This window comes from Nitratireductor kimnyeongensis (genome assembly GCF_019891395.1).
GTDB classification, from domain to species: Bacteria; Pseudomonadota; Alphaproteobacteria; order Rhizobiales; family Rhizobiaceae; genus Nitratireductor; species Nitratireductor kimnyeongensis.
On the sequence record NZ_CP078143.1, the window covers coordinates 344063 to 359332 of the forward strand.

Consider the following 15270-nt stretch of genomic DNA (forward strand, 5'->3'; position numbering starts at 1 on the left):
CATTGTGTAACTGACTGAAATCAAAACACATCTCCACATTTTGAGAGGCGCCTCGACACCATCAGACCAACTGCCGGCCCTCTTCGTCGATCGCGTTGGCAACCGCTTCGTCGCTGGCTTCGTCGGGAAGCAGCATCTCGTTGTGCGCCTTGCCGGAGGGGATCATGGGGAAACAGTTGGCAAGGGCAGCCACGCGGCAATCGAAGATCACCGGCTTGTCCACCGCGATCATCTCACGGATCGCGTCGTCAAGCGCGGCCGGCTTGTCGCACCTGATGCCGTGACAACCATAGGCTTCGGCGAGTTTCACGAAATCGGGCATCGCTTCGGTATAGGAGTGCGAAAGGCGGTTTCCGTGCAGAAGCTGCTGCCACTGGCGCACCATGCCCATATACTGGTTGTTCAGGATGAAAATCTTGATCGGCGCGTTGTGCTGGACCGCCGCGCTCATCTCCTGAATGGTCATCTGCACCGAGGCGTCACCGGCAATGTCGATCACCAGCGCTTCGGGATGCGCAATCTGCACGCCGAGTGCGGCAGGCAGACCATAGCCCATTGTGCCCAGTCCGCCCGACGTCATCCAGTGATTGGGGGCTTCGAAGCCGAAATGCTGTGCCGCCCACATCTGGTGCTGCCCGACCTCGGTCGTGACATAAACATCGCGATCCTTGGTCAGTTCATAAAGCCGCTGGATCGCATATTGAGGCATGATCACGTCCTCATTCGGCCTGTAAGCCAGAGAATCGCGCGCCCGCCAGATATCGATCTGCGTCCACCAGGGTTTGAGTGCGGTCTTGTTGGGTTTGGCAGTCGCACGCCACAACCGCACCAGATCCTCGAGAATGCGTCCGGCATCGCCGATGATCGGCACGTCGACGTGGACATTCTTGTTGATGGAAGAGGGATCGATGTCGATGTGGATCTTGCGGGAATTGGGCGAGAACGCGTCGAGACGCCCGGTGATGCGGTCGTCAAACCGCGCACCGACACACAACATCACATCGCAATCGTGCATCGCCATATTGGCTTCATAGGTTCCGTGCATGCCCAGCATGCCGAGCCAATTGTCACCGGAAGCCGGATAGGCGCCCAGTCCCATCAATGTCGATGTGATCGGAAAGCCCGTGAGATCCACCAGCTCACGAAGCAAATGGCTGGCCTCCGGTCCGGCATTGATCACGCCGCCGCCTGAATAGATCACGGGCCTCTTGGCATGCGCCATCAACTCGATCGCTGCTTTGATCTGGTTGATGTCGCCCTGCTCCTGAGGCTGATAGCTGGTGCGGGGTGCCGTCTGCGGCGGCGTGTACGTCCCCTTGGCGAACTGGATGTCCTTGGGAATGTCCACGACAACAGGTCCGGGACGCCCCGTGGTCGCCACATGGAAAGCTTCATGGATGATCGCGGCGAGCTGGTTCACATCCTTCACAAGCCAGTTGTGCTTTGTGCAGGGGCGCGTGATGCCCACCGTATCGCACTCCTGGAAAGCATCGGAGCCGATCAGTGCCGTGGGCACCTGGCCACTGATGCAGACGAGAGGAATCGAATCCATTAAGGCGTCCTGCAGCGGCGTCACCGCATTGGTGGCGCCCGGCCCGGACGTCACCAGCATCACACCTGCCTTGCCGGTGGCCCGAGCATAGCCTTCGGCCGCGTGCCCTGCCCCCTGCTCGTGGCGCACCAGAATGTGCCGGACCTCTTCCTGCTGAAAGAGCTCGTCATAGATGGGAAGGACGGCACCGCCCGGATATCCGAAAATACTCTCGACCCCGTTATCCTTGAGCGCCTGCACAACGATTTCCGCTCCCGTCATTTCGTTGTGGGCGGATGTATCCGCTGCTGGCTCCGACACTGCCTTGTTCATCTTGTCTTTCCGTTCTGTCTACCGGCCCATTCTGTCCACCGGCGAAGTTGGTTTAGCTGCCCCGCGCCCCCAAGGAAACACTGGGCCAATAAAAAAGGCCCCCGAAGGAGCCTGTGTTTCGCGCATGGGAGCTTTCGCCAGACGGCTACGCCGCCTTGCCCATGCGCCTTCCTACGATAAGAATGTTTCGTGTCATCATGGCCGCGCACAATAAGGTTGCTTGAGCGGTTCGTCAACCGGCTAACGCAGACCAGTTCATCGGTGACGTTTACCCCTCCTCAACCATCCCGAAACACGTGGTCTTAACCTCGTACCCCTAGGCTTGTGGATTAGGGAAACTGGGGTGCACCATGTATTTGGAAGGCGGAACGACACAGGGCGAGGCCACATCGCAGGAGCGGCGCGCAGCCGATCAGCCGCGCCGGCGCCTGCTCGGTCATGTGGTTCACTGCGATGGTGCCCGTGCAACCATTGCTGCCGATACCGAAACAGACGATGCAGATCAGTCGAATTACTGGACTGTCGGCAAGATGATTTCCATCAATATGGGAACGACGCGTACTGTCGGTCTCGTCTATGCCGTCGAACGGCCGCAACATCGTTGGCGCGACGGCGAAGCCAATCCCATAGCCATCTCCGTCGAACTCGTTGGCGAGGTCCGGGATCGTGGTACAGAACCCGTCTTCGACCGAGGCATCACCGAGTATCCTCATATCGGTGCGCCAGCCCATCGTATTCGTTCACGCGACTTGAAGGCAGTGTATGACCTTGCGGGACGCCAGCAAGCGGTCATCGGAAAATTGTCGCAGGACGAAGCCATCGACGCGTGTATCGCTGTCGACGATACGCTCAATCGCCACTTCGCGGTCGTCGGCACCACGGGCGTGGGCAAGTCGTCCGCTGTTTCTCTTCTTCTTCGCAAAACCATCGCTTCCCGTCCCGACCTGCGGGTGCTGATCCTCGACCCGCACAACGAGTTCGCCTCCGCGCTGCCCGAACATGCGGTTCGGGTCGATACAAACACGCTCGACCTCCCCTTTTGGCTGTTTCGCCTGGAAGAGCTCGTGGAAGTTCTCTTCAGGGGGCGCGAACCCGTTTCCGAAGAGGTGGAGCTCCTGCGCGACCTCATTCCCCTCGCCAAGCATCTCTATCGAAATCCCGGCACGGCGGCTGCGCTGCGGCGCAACAACGATGCGGGCGGCCTGACGGCCGACACTCCCGTGCCTTACCGTATGGCCGATGTGCTCAAGGAGATCGATGAACGGATCGGTCAGCTCGAAAACAAGGTGGAACGCCCCCTTTACCGCAGCCTGAAAACGCGCATCGAAGCAGCTATCAACGACCCGCGCTACCGCTTCATGTTCGCTGCCCGGGTTATCGAAGACACGATCCACGAGACCATCGGCAGGCTTTTTCGTGTCCCGAGCCACGGCAAGACCGTGACCTGCTTCGAAATGGCGGGCATGCCATCGGAAGTGGTCAACTCTGTCTGCTCGGTCATGGCGCGTCTCGCCTTTGACCTGGCACTGTGGAGCGAAGGGAAGCTCAATCTTCTTGTCGTCTGCGAAGAGGCGCATCGCTACATGCCGGCCGATCCGCGCCTTGGCTTCGCACCCACGCGCCATGCGTTGGCGCGCATCGCGAAGGAAGGTCGCAAATACGGTTGTTATCTCGGCGTGGTGACCCAACGTCCGGGCGAGCTCGACCCAACGGTTCTCTCGCAGTGCTCCACTGTCTTCGCCATGCGGCTCGCCAATGATCAGGACCAGGCGATTATCCGTTCCGCGATTGCGGATTCGTCCGCCTCCATGCTCTCCTTCCTGTCTGCCATGGGCCGTCGGGAGGCGATTGCCTTTGGCGAAGGTGTGGCGACGACCATGCGTATGAAGTTCGAATCTCTTCCGCCACATGCCTTGCCCGGCGTTCGTGACAACGACAGGCACAAGGCCTCCAATCCCGAAGAGATTGATCGCGAAGTGGACCTCGCATCCATCGTCAACCGCTTGCGAGACACCGGGCGCGCTCCCCGCGGGCAGGTGGAGGCATCTCCGAATATCGGGGCGCCTGTCCCTGCCGGTCTGCAGGCAGGCGATCAGGGTTATTTCGCCGGTCAGGCCTCATACCCGGTCGAAACCGGCACAAGACCGTCGTCAGCCCTCCCCCCGTTGCGTTCCTCGGATGCATCGTCGCTCGCGCGCTATACAGGCGCGGCGCCCCTGCCCCGAGGAAAATTCGGGACCCGTTGATCGGTCAACTGTCCGCACTCAGGACACAGACACCGTCGTTTCCGCGAAACGCGCAGCGGAGCGAGCGTTTGACGGTTTTGCAAAGCATGTTCTTCGTGATGAGAAAGAGAAGCGCCGCAGCTCAGGCGCAAACCCGATTGCGTCCTAGGCGTTTCGCCTCATAGAGCATCTTGTCGGCGCGTCGATAGAATTCTTCGGCCGATTCCCGACCGTTCCAGATCGATAAGCCTACACTTATCGTCACCCGAATGTTCACGTTCGAGGTTTCGATAACAAGCGCCCCGACCGCACGTCGAATGCGCTCCGCCAGTTTCACCAGAGATTCATTGTTCATGTTCGGCGCAACGATGGCGAATTCCTCCCCCCCCATACGCGCCACCACATCGTGATAACGTGTCAGGTCTTTCAGGCAACGCGCCACTGCGCGCAGCACTTCATCTCCCACATCATGACCGTGCGTGTCGTTCACCTGCTTGAAGTGGTCGAGATCGAGCACCATCAGCCCGACGGGTTTTTCAATACGGCGGAACTCCTGAAGATATTCCCGCAGTGCATCGTCGAAAAAGCGCCGGTTCTGCATGCCTGTGAGACTATCTGTCAGCGCGGCGTGCTGGAGGGATTCCGATCGCGCACTGAGCGTTTCCGTCATCGCCCGCAACTTCCCTTCCTCTTGCACCTGGGTGCGGATCAGCGGATAGATGAAGAACAGGCCAAAAACGGTGGCTGTGGCAATCAGCACCCCTGAAACGAACAGGAGTTGTATGAAGCTTCCAAGCTGCTGGGGAACAGGAAACGTGCCGATACCGGAGCGTAAAAGCCAGTAGGCGTAGGCAAGCATTCCACCCGCTCCCAGAACGAGCGAAATGAATACAAAAAACGCCGACTCCGCTTTGTGGAAACGCATGCTGGCCCCGAACGACACCCTTTCAGCCGTTCTCGCACAGCCTTACTTACGCAAGGTTAATCTCCCCAAATAGAAGTCGCGATCACGGCTATTTGAGATTGTTTTTGATGAGGGCGATAAGATCCTCGGCTGAATTTGTGTGCCTGCCCATGGGCAGCCTCAACCACCGATCGTCAAGCTGATGCCGAAACCAGGTCGCCTGCCTCTTGGAATAACGGCGCGTAGCGGTTTTTGCTCGTGTGACGGCCTGCTCCAGAGTGCACTCACTCCGCAGATAGGCTGCCAGTTCGGGGACACCGATGGCCTTCATCGCAGGAAGGGATGCGGCAAGATCAAGCGCAAGGAGAGCTGCGACTTCCTCGAGGGCGCCGTCCGCTACCATACTGTCGAACCGACGCTCTATGCGATCAACCACAAAAGAGCGCTCCGGTTCAAGAACGATACAGGTGCAGTCCTCCCGCGAGAGCAATGGTTCGGTTGTTTCGTTTTGCCAGGCGCTCAGCGCCTTGCCCGTTGCATCGTGAACCTCCAGGGCGCGTGTGATACGCTGCCCGTCTGTGGAACCGATCGCGGCTGCCGCCACGGCATCACGCTCCGAAAGGAGACTGTGAAGCGCTTCGGGTCCTTCATCGGCAAGACGCTTCCGCCAGCGAATGCGCACGGGCTCCGGCACCGGCGGCGTCGGTGCGATTCCATCGAGAAGTGCACGAAAATAAAGCCCAGTGCCGCCCACAAAGATCGGGCGGCGATCCTTCAGAACATCCGTATCGAGCAGCCTGGAAACATCGTCCAGCCAGGCCCCTGTCGAATAGGCGACGGAAGGCGAGACATGACCATAGAGATGATGCGGCACCCTCCCCAGGTCATCTGCCCCCGGCCGGGCCGAGAGAACCCGTAGCATGTCATAGACCTGCATGGAGTCGGCATTGATGATCGCTCCCCCAACCTCCAGGGCCAGGCGCAGCGCCAGCGCAGACTTGCCGCTGGCCGTTGGCCCGGCTATCAGGATCGCATCGTTCAGCATGCCTGCCATTCAAGCTCCCGGAAAGCGCCCATGTCCCTCGTAGCCACCCTCATCTCACATCCGAAAAAACGCGCATTGACGCCGGACGTTGCGACTATGGCCATGAAGGCGCTCGATGCAAGCGCCATCGACTGGCTGGGGGAAAACCTCGCTTGTGATATCGTCCTGAAGCCAGGCATTGAGCCGAAAGCAGCGGATGCCATCCTGCGCGAAGCCCTCATCGATAGACCCGTGGACATAGCAGTGCAGAATGCTATGGGCCGTCGCAAAAAATTGCTGATCGCCGACATGGATTCAACCATGATCGATCAGGAATGCATCGACGAGCTTGCAGCCGAACTCGGGCTCAAGGAAGCTGTTGCGGAGATAACCCGTCGCGCAATGAATGGCGAGATCGCATTTGAGCCCGCACTGGAAGAACGCGTCGCTTTGCTCAAGGGCTTGTCCCTCGATGTCATCGACAGCGTTATTGAAAAACGCATCACGCTCGCTTCCGGCGGCCGGACACTGGTTGCCACGATGAAGGCGTCCGGTGCTTTCACCGCCCTGGTGTCGGGCGGCTTCGAGCAGTTCACCGGACCCGTGGGCAAAAAACTCGGTTTTGACACCCAACAGGCAAATCGGCTCCTCACGCACGAGGGCAAGCTCAGTGGTGAGGTGGCAAGGCCCATTCTGGGCCGTGCTGCCAAGGCGGAAGCACTTGATCGCCTCGCCGCACAGCATGGCATTTCTCGGCAGGACGTGCTGGCGGTCGGCGATGGGGCCAACGATCTCGACATGATCGAGCGGGCAGGCCTCGGCGTGGCACTTCATGCCAAGCCCGCCGTTGCCGCGCAGGCCGGTGTGCGCATCGACCACGCAGACCTCACAGCACTCCTGTTCCTGCAAGGTTTTCGGGAGAAGGAATTCGTCCAATGATCCTCCTGGAGACCGACCGTCTGGTCCTGCGCAATTGGAGCGAGGAAGATCGACCGTTTTTCCATCGCATCAATTCCGATGACACGATCATGGAGTTCTTCCCTTTCCGCAGGAACCGCGAAGAGGCGGATGCGGTCATGGACCGGATTCGTGACGGCATCGCGAAGAATGGCTTCGGGTTCGCGGCGGCAGCCCTGAAAAGCACTGGCCGGCCGATCGGGTTTGTGGGGCTGCACGAGACATCCGGCCTCGCCAACCTGCCGGCTGGGTCCGTTGAAATCGGCTGGCGGCTGGCACCGGAATTCTGGGGCAATGGTTATGTAACCGAAGCCGCCCGCGCATGGCTCGATTTTGGTTTCGACACGCTCGACCTTGAGGAAATCGTCTCTTTCGCAGTGACAGACAATCATCGCTCCATCGCGGTTATGCGCCGTATCGGCATGCACCAGGATGAAGCCGGCTCCTTCGATCATCCTGGTGTTCCAGAGAGCCACCCGCATCTGAAACCCCATGCGCTCTATCGGCTGACGCGGTCGGACTGGCGGGCGGCGCGCCAATAAAAATGGCCCGGTGGTCACTCCCACCGGGCCGCGTTTGATTTGACGTAAGCAACCGACGCTCAGTCCATCCGCAAAGTGACGAAACGCAGCTCACCATTCTTTGAGGCCAGCATCAGCAGTGCGTTACGGCGCCCCTGCCCTTTCAGCTCTTCGAGCCGGTCCAGCGCTTCCTTGGGTGTCGAGACCGTAGCCTGCGCGATCTCCACGATGACGTCGCCCGCGGCCACACCCTTCGTGGATGCTGGCGACCCCTCATCAACCTTGGTGATCACCACACCGCTTACATCGGCGGAAACTTCAAACTGCTCTCGCAGTTGATCATCCAGCGCGGCCATGTGCATTCCAAGAACAGCCGCCGACGACACCGCCTCGCTGCCGCCGGCAGACTTATCCTCCGGCGTCTCGGCAGAAGCCAGTTTCTCGCCGTCTTCGAGCCGTCCGAGTGTCACCCGCACGGTTTCCTCCTCGCCCTTGCGGACCACGACGACGTCCACGGCCTTGCCAACCGGGCTCTCGGCAACGATGCGCGGCAGTTCGCGCACATTGTCGACAGTCTTCCCGTCGAACTCCACGATAACGTCACCGGGCTGAATGGAGCCGTCATCCACCGGGCCGCCTTCTATGACACCGCTCACCATCGCGCCCATGGCTTTGTCCATGCCCAGGCTTTCGGCGATTTCGTCCGTGACTTCCTGGATGCGCACACCCAGCCAACCGCGCCGTGTCTCGCCGAATTCGCGCAACTGGTCCACCACCTTGATGGCCAGAGCCGAGGGGATGGAGAAGCCGATGCCGATGGAGCCGCCCGTGGGCGAAATGATCGCCGTGTTGATGCCGATCACTTCCCCGTCCATGTTGAAAAGCGGGCCGCCGGAATTGCCACGATTGATGGCCGCATCCGTCTGGATGAAATCGTCATAGGGACCGGAGCCAATTTCACGGTTGCGCGCCGAGACGATCCCGACAGTCACCGTTCCGCCCAGTCCGAACGGATTGCCGATCGCCATCACCCAATCGCCAATCCGCATTTTGTCGGAATCTCCGAACGGAACATCCTGCAATTTGCGCTTGCTCGGGTCGATCTTCAGCACAGCCAGATCGGTCTTGGTGTCAACGCCCAGCAGTTCGGCGTCGAGTTTACCGCCGTCGGTGAAATTGACGACGATTTCGTCTGCGCCGGAGATGACGTGGTTGTTCGTGACGACGATGCCTTCTTCCGCATCGATCACGAAGCCAGAACCCAGAGACTGCGCTTGACGCGGTCCCTGCTCATGTTCGGGCTCGTCCTGGAAGAAATCGTCGAAAAACTCCTGCAGCGGAGAGCCTTCCGGCAGCTTTGGCAATGGAACACGACCCGACCCGCCACCATCCGTGGAACGTGAGGTGGAAATGTTGACCACCGCGCCGGCCAGCCCCTCAGCCAGGTCTGCCACGGAAGCCGGGCCTTCCGCCCTGGCCTCCTGTGCCAGGATCAACGGAGTGGAGCTGAGACCACCCAGCGCGATCAGCGCGGCGACCGGTGCCACCCGCGTGGCGCGTAAAATCTTTGTCGGGAACATTGAGAGCGTTTCTCCAGATGGCTTGCTTGGTGGAACGGCCCGTAGCTGGAACGGTAAACCGGCACCCTAGCGGAACTTTGAGCTCAACACTGCCTGGATTCCATTAACAGGCATTTCACATCTGTATGATTGGGCCTGATTACGGCACGTTTGCGGCCCACACGGGAATTCCATGCGGGCCGCAAACTGTTTCATCCTCGAACGAGCCAAACCAAGGCCACCCCGAGTACCATGGCCGAAATGCCCGCCGTGCGAAGCGCGCTGTCCGGCATTTCGAGAACCTGCTCGGCCAGTTTTCTGGCCAGCCTCGGCATGCCGCCATAGACCAGACCCTCGATGACGAGAACCAGGCCCAGGGCGGCAATGAAATCGCTCATGTCAGCCGCCGGTCACTGTCCGGTGGTCGCGCCTTGAGCGGTCGGCGCTGACACGCGGGCCCCACCGCCACTGGAGTCATTGAAGAAGCGAAAGAACTCCGAATCAGGCGACAGAAGCATGGTGGTGCCGTCGGGGTTCAACGCCTGCTGATAGGCATTCATCGAGCGATAGAACTCGAAAAAGTCCTCATCGCGTGAGAATGCTTCAGCGAAGATCGCGTTCCGCTCGGCTTCACCCTCACCACGAAGGATCTCCGATTCGCGCTGCGCGGCAGCCAGAATCTCGACCACTTCACGATCGGCACGGGCACGAATGCGGGCTGCGGCCTCACGACCACGGGCACGCAGACGTTCAGCCTCCGCCAGACGCTCCGCCTTCATGCGGTCATAGGTCTGTTGCGAGACCTCGGCCGTCAGGTCGGTCCGCCGAATGCGCACGTCCTCGATCTCCAGCCCCAGCGATGCCGCGGCAGGCCGCAGTTCCTCGGCCACTTCACGCATCATGGATGCACGCTCTTCCGAAAGAGCCGCCTCGAAGCCACGCAGACCGTAGACCCGGCGCAGGGCCGCATCAAGACGGGTCCGCAGCCGCTGTTCAGCCAGTGCTACACTGCCCGAAACCGTCTGACGGAACCTGCGCGGATCGTTGATCGAATAGGCGATGAACGCATCCACCTCGTAGAACTTGCCGCCCGAGACCTGCACGCGGATATCGTCAAGATCGAAACGCATGATGCGGTCCTCGATGATCTGGACATTGTCCGCCTCGACAAAAGCGAAGGGCAGCTTGAAATAGAGGCCGGGTTCGGTCTTCACGTCGACGATTTCACCGAAACGAAGAACAATGGCCTGCTGCCGCTCATTGACGACGAAAATCGCCGAATAGAGCAGGAAGAGCAGAACCGCGCCAATGATGACGAGTATGGGAAGACGGTTGGACATTAGTTGCTCCCTCCCGCGGTTCCACGCGGCTGCTGCTGCGATTGCTGGCGAAGTTCGGGCAATGGCAGATAAGGCACAACGCCCTGTCCGCCATTCTGCTCGACAATCACCTTGTTCGAGCCCTGCAGCACCCCTTCCATCGTCTCCAGGAACAGACGCTTGCGCGTCACGGCTGGAGCCTTGGCGTATTCATCATAGACGGAGATAAAGCGCTGAGCCTCACCTTCCGCCTCCTGAACGACACGGTTCTTGTAAGCGGCCGCCTCTTCGCGGATCTGCGCGGCTTCACCACGCGCCTGACCGAGCTTCTGGTTGGAGTATTGGTTGGATTCCTCCACGAAACGGTCCTCGTCCTGTTCGGCGCGCTGCACCTCGTCGAACGCATCGGCCACTTCGCGTGGCGGTGCGGCATCCTCGATCGACAGTGCGTTGACCGTCAGCCCCGTCCCGTATTCGTCGAGCGCGGTCTGGATGGTCACCCGAACATCCTCGGCAATGCCCTGACGATCATCTCGGAAGATGTCCTGTGCCGGGCGCCGGCCGACAACCTCACGCATGGCGCTTTCGGCAACCTGGCGCAGCGTCTCGTCGGGGTTGGCGACGTTGAAGAGATAGGCAGCAGGATCGGCAACCTGATAGGCAACGGAGAACTTCACATCGACGATGTTCTGGTCGCCAGAAAGCATCAGCCCGCTGGAAGCCCCGCCCCTGGTCTGGCCGATATCCACCAGCCGCTCGGCAACGGAAGCCTTCTCCACAGTCTCGATCGGCCACCAATGGAAATGCAGACCCGGCTCGGAAAGCTCTGGCTTCGGTTTACCAAAACGCAATTCCACCGCCAGCTCGTCCGGCTGCACCGTGTAAACGGATTTGAACAGCCACAGACCCGCCAGCGCCAGAAGCACCAGACCGATCATGGCCGGGCTGATACCGCCACCGCCGGGCAGCGCGTTTTTCAGCCTGTCCTGGCCGCGTTTGATGATCTCTTCCAGATCGGGCGGAGATCCCTGCGGTCCACTCGGCCCACGCGGTCCCTGATCCCAGGGGCCTCCGTTATTGCCGCCGCCCCAAGGGCCGCCTCCGCCACTTTGATTGTTCCAGGGCATTCTTGTTCCTTTTCTCGATCCGGGTTCCGTCCGTCGAGGACAGCTCTCCCATCCGGTCAGTTATAGGTAGCGGCAAAAGCTCTTTCAACGCGGCAGCCCGCCGCGTTCCCCGCTCAGTTCAGCGAAAAGAGAGCCCTGCCCTGCCTCTTCAGCGTCGTTGGTAGACCACATAGGAGGTGGCGTAAACGTCCTTTTCGCCGGCAGGCACGTCCTCGCGAGACACCGCCTCCCAGATTTCGGGGGCAATTTCAGGGAACAGGGTGTCCCCCTCGATCTGCGCATCGACATGCGTGACATGCAGGCGATCGGCCTTGTCCATCGCTTCCCGATAAATCTGCCCGCCGCCGATCACACACACATCCGAACCGGGTTCGCCGGCCGCCGCGAGCGCAAGCGCCACGTCGAGCGACGACACGCATTCAGCCCCTTCGGCTACATAATCCGCCTGCCGCGTGACCACTATGTTGCGCCGGCCAGGCAGTGGCTTGCCGATGCTTTCCCAAGTCTTGCGCCCCATGATCACAGGCTTGCCCATGGTGATGGCCTTGAAGCGATTGAGATCCGTTGAAAGCCGCCAGGGCAGATCGCCGTCGCGCCCGATCACGCCATTCTCCGCCATTGCAACGACGAGTTCGACGCTCATCAGCATTCCTCCCTTTCAAACAGCAATCGGCGCGCGGATCGTCGGATCGGCCACATAGCCGTCAAGCCGGAAGTCCTCGAATTGAAACGCGAAGAGATCGGTCACGTTCGGATTGATCCACATGGTCGGCAGCGGCTTTGGCGTGCGAGTCAGCTGCTCGCGGGCCTGGTCGAAATGGTTGGAATAAAGATGTGCATCGCCCAGCGTGTGCACGAAATCGCCTGCCCGAAGCCCCGACACCTGCGCCACCATCATGGTCAGAAGCGCATAGGAAGCGATGTTGAAAGGCACGCCGAGAAAGATGTCGGCAGAGCGCTGGTAGAGCTGGCAGGAGAGCCGCCCCTCCGCCACATGAAACTGGAACAGGCAATGGCATGGCGGCAGTGCCATGGAATCGACCTCGGCCGGATTCCACGCCGAAACCACATGACGCCGCGAATGAGGATTGTCACGCAATCCTTTGAGAAGATTCGCGATCTGATCGATCTGCCCACCGTCCGGTGCCGGCCAGGAGCGCCATTGTGCACCATAGACGGGCCCGAGATCGCCATTCTCGTCCGCCCACTCGTCCCAGATCGAAACGCCGTTCTCCTTCAGATAGGCAATGTTCGTATCGCCCCTCAGGAACCAAAGCAATTCGTGAATGATCGAGCGCAGATGCAGCTTCTTCGTGGTGAGAACAGGAAAGCCCTCCTCCAGATTGAAGCGCATCTGATAGCCGAAAACGCCGCGCGTACCCGTCCCCGTGCGATCGTCGCGGTCGACACCGTTTTCGAGAACATGGGAAAGAAGATCGAGATATTGGCGCATGGCGGTCCGATTCGGGCTGGCGTTTCCGCCGCATCATAAAGCAGCTGACCGGCACGAGAAGGGCCGGCACTGCAAATATCGGTCTCGTCCACACGCCCAAATGAAAACGCCCCCACCGGCAGGGAGGAGGCGCTTGAAGGTCAGGTCGCGTAGCAGCTCAGAGGCTGGACAGTTTGCCCAGATGCTTCGCCACCAGATAGTAGAACGTCACGCGGCTTTTCGAATTGTCGCCGGACATCGTCTCGCAGACCTTTTCGATGATGGAATCGCACTTGGCACCATCGGTTTCGCCAAGCTTCTTCATGCACCAGCTCTCGCGCACGCGATCCAGTTCACTGGAATCGCTGCACGAAACCAGAGAGGAGTCCCGGTTGCGCAACGCGATACCAAGATGCTTCACGATCTTCTTGACGACGTCTTCGTCAGCGGTTGCATCATATTTGCGGACATCCGCGAGATAATCGGCCATGATTTTTCCCTCGTTTCAAATCGTGGGCCCCCTTCGACACGATCCGGCCAACAACGCAACCTCAACGTTTGCCAAAGTTCTTCCCACACCATTGCAGACATTCCGCAAAGCATGACGTCAAGTCAATGCCGAAAAGACTTTTCGCCAGAAACCCCCTTTTCTTACTGTGGAGGCCTCACTATATTCGCACCGTCGGCTCGACCGACTATGGCGATAAACTGCCGGTGTAATAAACCATTCGGACCCGGGGGCAGTGCCCGGCGCCTCCACCACAAACCGTCGAAGACCATGCGTCCGCTGACGGCTTCTGATGGGGGCGAAACAGGATCGACGAGGGTGTAAAGATCGGACTTTCGCTCGGCATGATACCACCGTTATCGGGTCAAACCAGTAGTTGCAAACGACAACTATGCGGAGGCACGTCTCGCTGCTTAATGCAGTGCGACAGCTTCACTTAAACTCCTGAGGGTTCGCACCTTCAGGCGGGGTTCGGAGGCACCTGGCAACAGAAGCCTCCACTCATCCCCCTTTTTTCAGTTGTCCGCTTTCCCGCCGTTCCGCCGGGCGCTTTTTCTTGCCTCCAGAAAAAAAGGGGGCGCCAACGCGCCCCTTGTCAACAGACCTGTCAGGTTCACCGATTTCATTCCGCGGCAGCCCGCGCAGGCTGTTCGTCACGCCCCAGTGTCAGTTGGGTCAATGCCAGCGCAAGCACAGCGCAAACGGCGATGCTCGTCGCCATCGGCAATGGCGTGCCGTCGAAAAACAGGCCCGAGACAGCCATGGCCGCAGCCCCGATGGCAAAATGCAACGTTCCCATCAGCGCCGAGGCCGTTCCGGCAATTGTGCCGTGATCATCCATCGCAAGAACCGAGGTGGTTGGGATGACGAGCCCAAGGAAGCCGTAGCCCACGAAAAGGAATGAGGCCAGCACCCACAGCGACTGCAGGCCGGATGCCATGACAGCCAGCATGGCCACGATGGTCGTCGCGTAGGAGATGACAGCCACTCGCACGACACGCCGCAAACCATATCGCTCCGTCAACCGTCCCGTGAGCTGCGACATGGTGAAAAATGCCACCGCGTTGATGGAAAAGAACACGCTGTAGAGCGTCGGCGACAGGCCGTAATGGTCGATCAGCACAAAGGACGAATTCGACAGATAAACGAAGAAGCTGGAGATACCGAACCCTCCGATGAAGGTCAGCCCCATGAACTTCCGATCCCCAAGGAGAAAACGGTAGCCGGCAAGCGCCGTTCGCAACGAACTGCCTTTCCTCTGCTCAACAGGCCTTGTTTCCTTCAGCGCGGTAGCGAGAAGAACAAGGCCAAGCACTGCAGCGATGGTCACGGACCAGAACACAGCTCGCCAGCCGAGTGTGGCTATGATCAAACTGCCCGTGAGCGGTGCCAGGATGGGCGAGATGGAGAAGACCAGCATCAGGAGCGACATCAACCGTGCGGCTTCCGTACCGGTATGAAGATCGCGCACCACTGCGCGCGGCACGACCATTCCGGCCGAAGCTCCCAGCCCTTGCAGAAACCGGAACGCGATCAGCATCTCGATACTGCCGGCCAGCGCCGAACCGATACTGCCGATGATGAAAACCACCAATCCGGCATAGAGCGGCACTTTGCGGCCCACCATGTCGGAAATCGGCCCAACAATGATCTGGGCCAACCCCATGGATAAAAAGAACACCAGAAGAGACATCTGCACCGGTACGGTTTCCGCTTTAAGGTCTGCGCCGATGGACGGCAAAGCAGGCAGATACATGTCAATGGCAAACGGCCCAACGGCCGTCAAAAGCCCCAGCACCAGGGCGATGCGTAAAAACCTTGCAGTCATGG

14 protein-coding genes and 1 other RNA gene are annotated in these 15270 nt (G+C 59.8%); 4 read left to right on the top strand and 11 right to left on the bottom strand.

The window, feature by feature from the left end:
• Window positions 1–61: 61 nt before the first annotated feature.
• The gene (locus KW403_RS01585; protein WP_223021039.1) at window positions 62–1864 is read right to left on the bottom strand and encodes an acetolactate synthase 3 large subunit; all 1803 of its coding nucleotides are present in this window, start codon (window positions 1862–1864) and stop codon (window positions 62–64) included.
• A 350-nt stretch (window positions 1865–2214) separates the two neighbouring features.
• Between KW403_RS01585 and KW403_RS01590 the strand changes: the two genes are divergently transcribed.
• Window positions 2215–4110, top strand: a complete 1896-nt coding sequence (locus tag KW403_RS01590; RefSeq protein ID WP_223021040.1) for an ATP-binding protein — start codon at window positions 2215–2217, stop codon at window positions 4108–4110.
• A 121-nt stretch (window positions 4111–4231) separates the two neighbouring features.
• On the opposite strand, the gene KW403_RS01595 is transcribed toward KW403_RS01590, so the two are convergent.
• Both KW403_RS01595 and miaA read right to left on the bottom strand, forming a co-directional pair.
• Window positions 4232–5014, bottom strand: a complete 783-nt coding sequence (locus tag KW403_RS01595) for a GGDEF domain-containing protein (RefSeq protein WP_223021041.1) — start codon at window positions 5012–5014, stop codon at window positions 4232–4234.
• An 88-nt stretch (window positions 5015–5102) separates the two neighbouring features.
• Window positions 5103–6038: a tRNA (adenosine(37)-N6)-dimethylallyltransferase MiaA gene (miaA, locus tag KW403_RS01600; protein ID WP_223022394.1), complete on the bottom strand. Its 936-nt coding sequence runs from the start codon at window positions 6036–6038 to the stop codon at window positions 5103–5105.
• 30 nt (window positions 6039–6068) lie between these two features.
• Between miaA and serB the strand changes: the two genes are divergently transcribed.
• Both serB and KW403_RS01610 read left to right on the top strand, forming a co-directional pair.
• Window positions 6069–6956, top strand: coding sequence for a phosphoserine phosphatase SerB (gene serB, locus KW403_RS01605; RefSeq protein WP_223021042.1), 888 nt, complete (start codon window positions 6069–6071; stop codon window positions 6954–6956).
• Window positions 6953–7516 carry a GNAT family N-acetyltransferase gene (locus KW403_RS01610; RefSeq protein ID WP_223021043.1) on the top strand — a complete coding sequence of 188 codons (564 nt, stop codon included), beginning with the start codon at window positions 6953–6955 and terminating at the stop codon, window positions 7514–7516. Before serB ends, KW403_RS01610 begins: the two co-directional genes overlap by 4 nt.
• Window positions 7517–7575: 59 nt before the next feature.
• Here KW403_RS01610 and KW403_RS01615 read toward each other — a convergent pair whose 3' ends face one another.
• The 7 genes from KW403_RS01615 to KW403_RS01645 form a co-directional block, all read right to left on the bottom strand.
• Window positions 7576–9075, bottom strand: coding sequence for a DegQ family serine endoprotease (locus tag KW403_RS01615; protein ID WP_223021044.1), 1500 nt, complete (start codon window positions 9073–9075; stop codon window positions 7576–7578).
• Window positions 9076–9266: 191 nt separating this feature from the next.
• A complete protein-coding gene (locus tag KW403_RS01620) occupies window positions 9267–9452 on the bottom strand; it encodes a DUF2065 domain-containing protein (protein WP_223021045.1) in 186 nt (61 codons plus the stop codon).
• A 12-nt stretch (window positions 9453–9464) separates the two neighbouring features.
• Window positions 9465–10394, bottom strand: coding sequence for a protease modulator HflC (hflC, locus tag KW403_RS01625; RefSeq protein WP_223021046.1), 930 nt, complete (start codon window positions 10392–10394; stop codon window positions 9465–9467).
• Window positions 10394–11500, bottom strand: coding sequence for an FtsH protease activity modulator HflK (gene hflK, locus KW403_RS01630; protein ID WP_223021047.1), 1107 nt, complete (start codon window positions 11498–11500; stop codon window positions 10394–10396). The genes hflC and hflK overlap by 1 nt, the downstream gene beginning before the upstream one ends.
• Before the next feature lie 148 nt (window positions 11501–11648).
• Window positions 11649–12143: a dihydrofolate reductase gene (locus KW403_RS01635; RefSeq protein WP_223021048.1), complete on the bottom strand. Its 495-nt coding sequence runs from the start codon at window positions 12141–12143 to the stop codon at window positions 11649–11651.
• 15 nt (window positions 12144–12158) lie between these two features.
• Window positions 12159–12953, bottom strand: coding sequence for a thymidylate synthase (locus tag KW403_RS01640; protein WP_223021049.1), 795 nt, complete (start codon window positions 12951–12953; stop codon window positions 12159–12161).
• A 157-nt stretch (window positions 12954–13110) separates the two neighbouring features.
• Window positions 13111–13422 (bottom strand): DUF2853 family protein, encoded by a 312-nt coding sequence (locus KW403_RS01645; protein ID WP_223021050.1) that lies wholly within the window; start codon window positions 13420–13422, stop codon window positions 13111–13113.
• A gap of 152 nt (window positions 13423–13574) precedes the next feature.
• On the opposite strand from KW403_RS01645, the gene ssrA reads away from it, so the two are divergent.
• Window positions 13575–13942: a transfer-messenger RNA gene (gene ssrA, locus KW403_RS01650) on the top strand.
• A 120-nt stretch (window positions 13943–14062) separates the two neighbouring features.
• Here the strand turns inward: ssrA and KW403_RS01655 are convergent.
• The gene (locus tag KW403_RS01655; RefSeq protein ID WP_223021051.1) at window positions 14063–15268 is read right to left on the bottom strand and encodes a multidrug effflux MFS transporter; all 1206 of its coding nucleotides are present in this window, start codon (window positions 15266–15268) and stop codon (window positions 14063–14065) included.
• Between the last annotated feature and the right edge of the window lie 2 nt (window positions 15269–15270).

Coding starts and splice junctions, on each gene's coding strand:
- KW403_RS01585 (WP_223021039.1), bottom strand. CDS start 1,864: ATGAACAAGGCAGTGTCGGAGCCAGCAGCGGATACATCCGCCCACAAC.
- KW403_RS01590 (WP_223021040.1), top strand. CDS start 2,215: ATGTATTTGGAAGGCGGAACGACACAGGGCGAGGCCACATCGCAGGAG.
- KW403_RS01595 (WP_223021041.1), bottom strand. CDS start 5,014: ATGCGTTTCCACAAAGCGGAGTCGGCGTTTTTTGTATTCATTTCGCTC.
- miaA (WP_223022394.1), bottom strand. CDS start 6,038: ATGCTGAACGATGCGATCCTGATAGCCGGGCCAACGGCCAGCGGCAAG.
- serB (WP_223021042.1), top strand. CDS start 6,069: ATGTCCCTCGTAGCCACCCTCATCTCACATCCGAAAAAACGCGCATTG.
- KW403_RS01610 (WP_223021043.1), top strand. CDS start 6,953: ATGATCCTCCTGGAGACCGACCGTCTGGTCCTGCGCAATTGGAGCGAG.
- KW403_RS01615 (WP_223021044.1), bottom strand. CDS start 9,075: ATGTTCCCGACAAAGATTTTACGCGCCACGCGGGTGGCACCGGTCGCC.
- KW403_RS01620 (WP_223021045.1), bottom strand. CDS start 9,452: ATGAGCGATTTCATTGCCGCCCTGGGCCTGGTTCTCGTCATCGAGGGT.
- hflC (WP_223021046.1), bottom strand. CDS start 10,394: ATGTCCAACCGTCTTCCCATACTCGTCATCATTGGCGCGGTTCTGCTC.
- hflK (WP_223021047.1), bottom strand. CDS start 11,500: ATGCCCTGGAACAATCAAAGTGGCGGAGGCGGCCCTTGGGGCGGCGGC.
- KW403_RS01635 (WP_223021048.1), bottom strand. CDS start 12,143: ATGAGCGTCGAACTCGTCGTTGCAATGGCGGAGAATGGCGTGATCGGG.
- KW403_RS01640 (WP_223021049.1), bottom strand. CDS start 12,953: ATGCGCCAATATCTCGATCTTCTTTCCCATGTTCTCGAAAACGGTGTC.
- KW403_RS01645 (WP_223021050.1), bottom strand. CDS start 13,422: ATGGCCGATTATCTCGCGGATGTCCGCAAATATGATGCAACCGCTGAC.
- KW403_RS01655 (WP_223021051.1), bottom strand. CDS start 15,268: ATGACTGCAAGGTTTTTACGCATCGCCCTGGTGCTGGGGCTTTTGACG.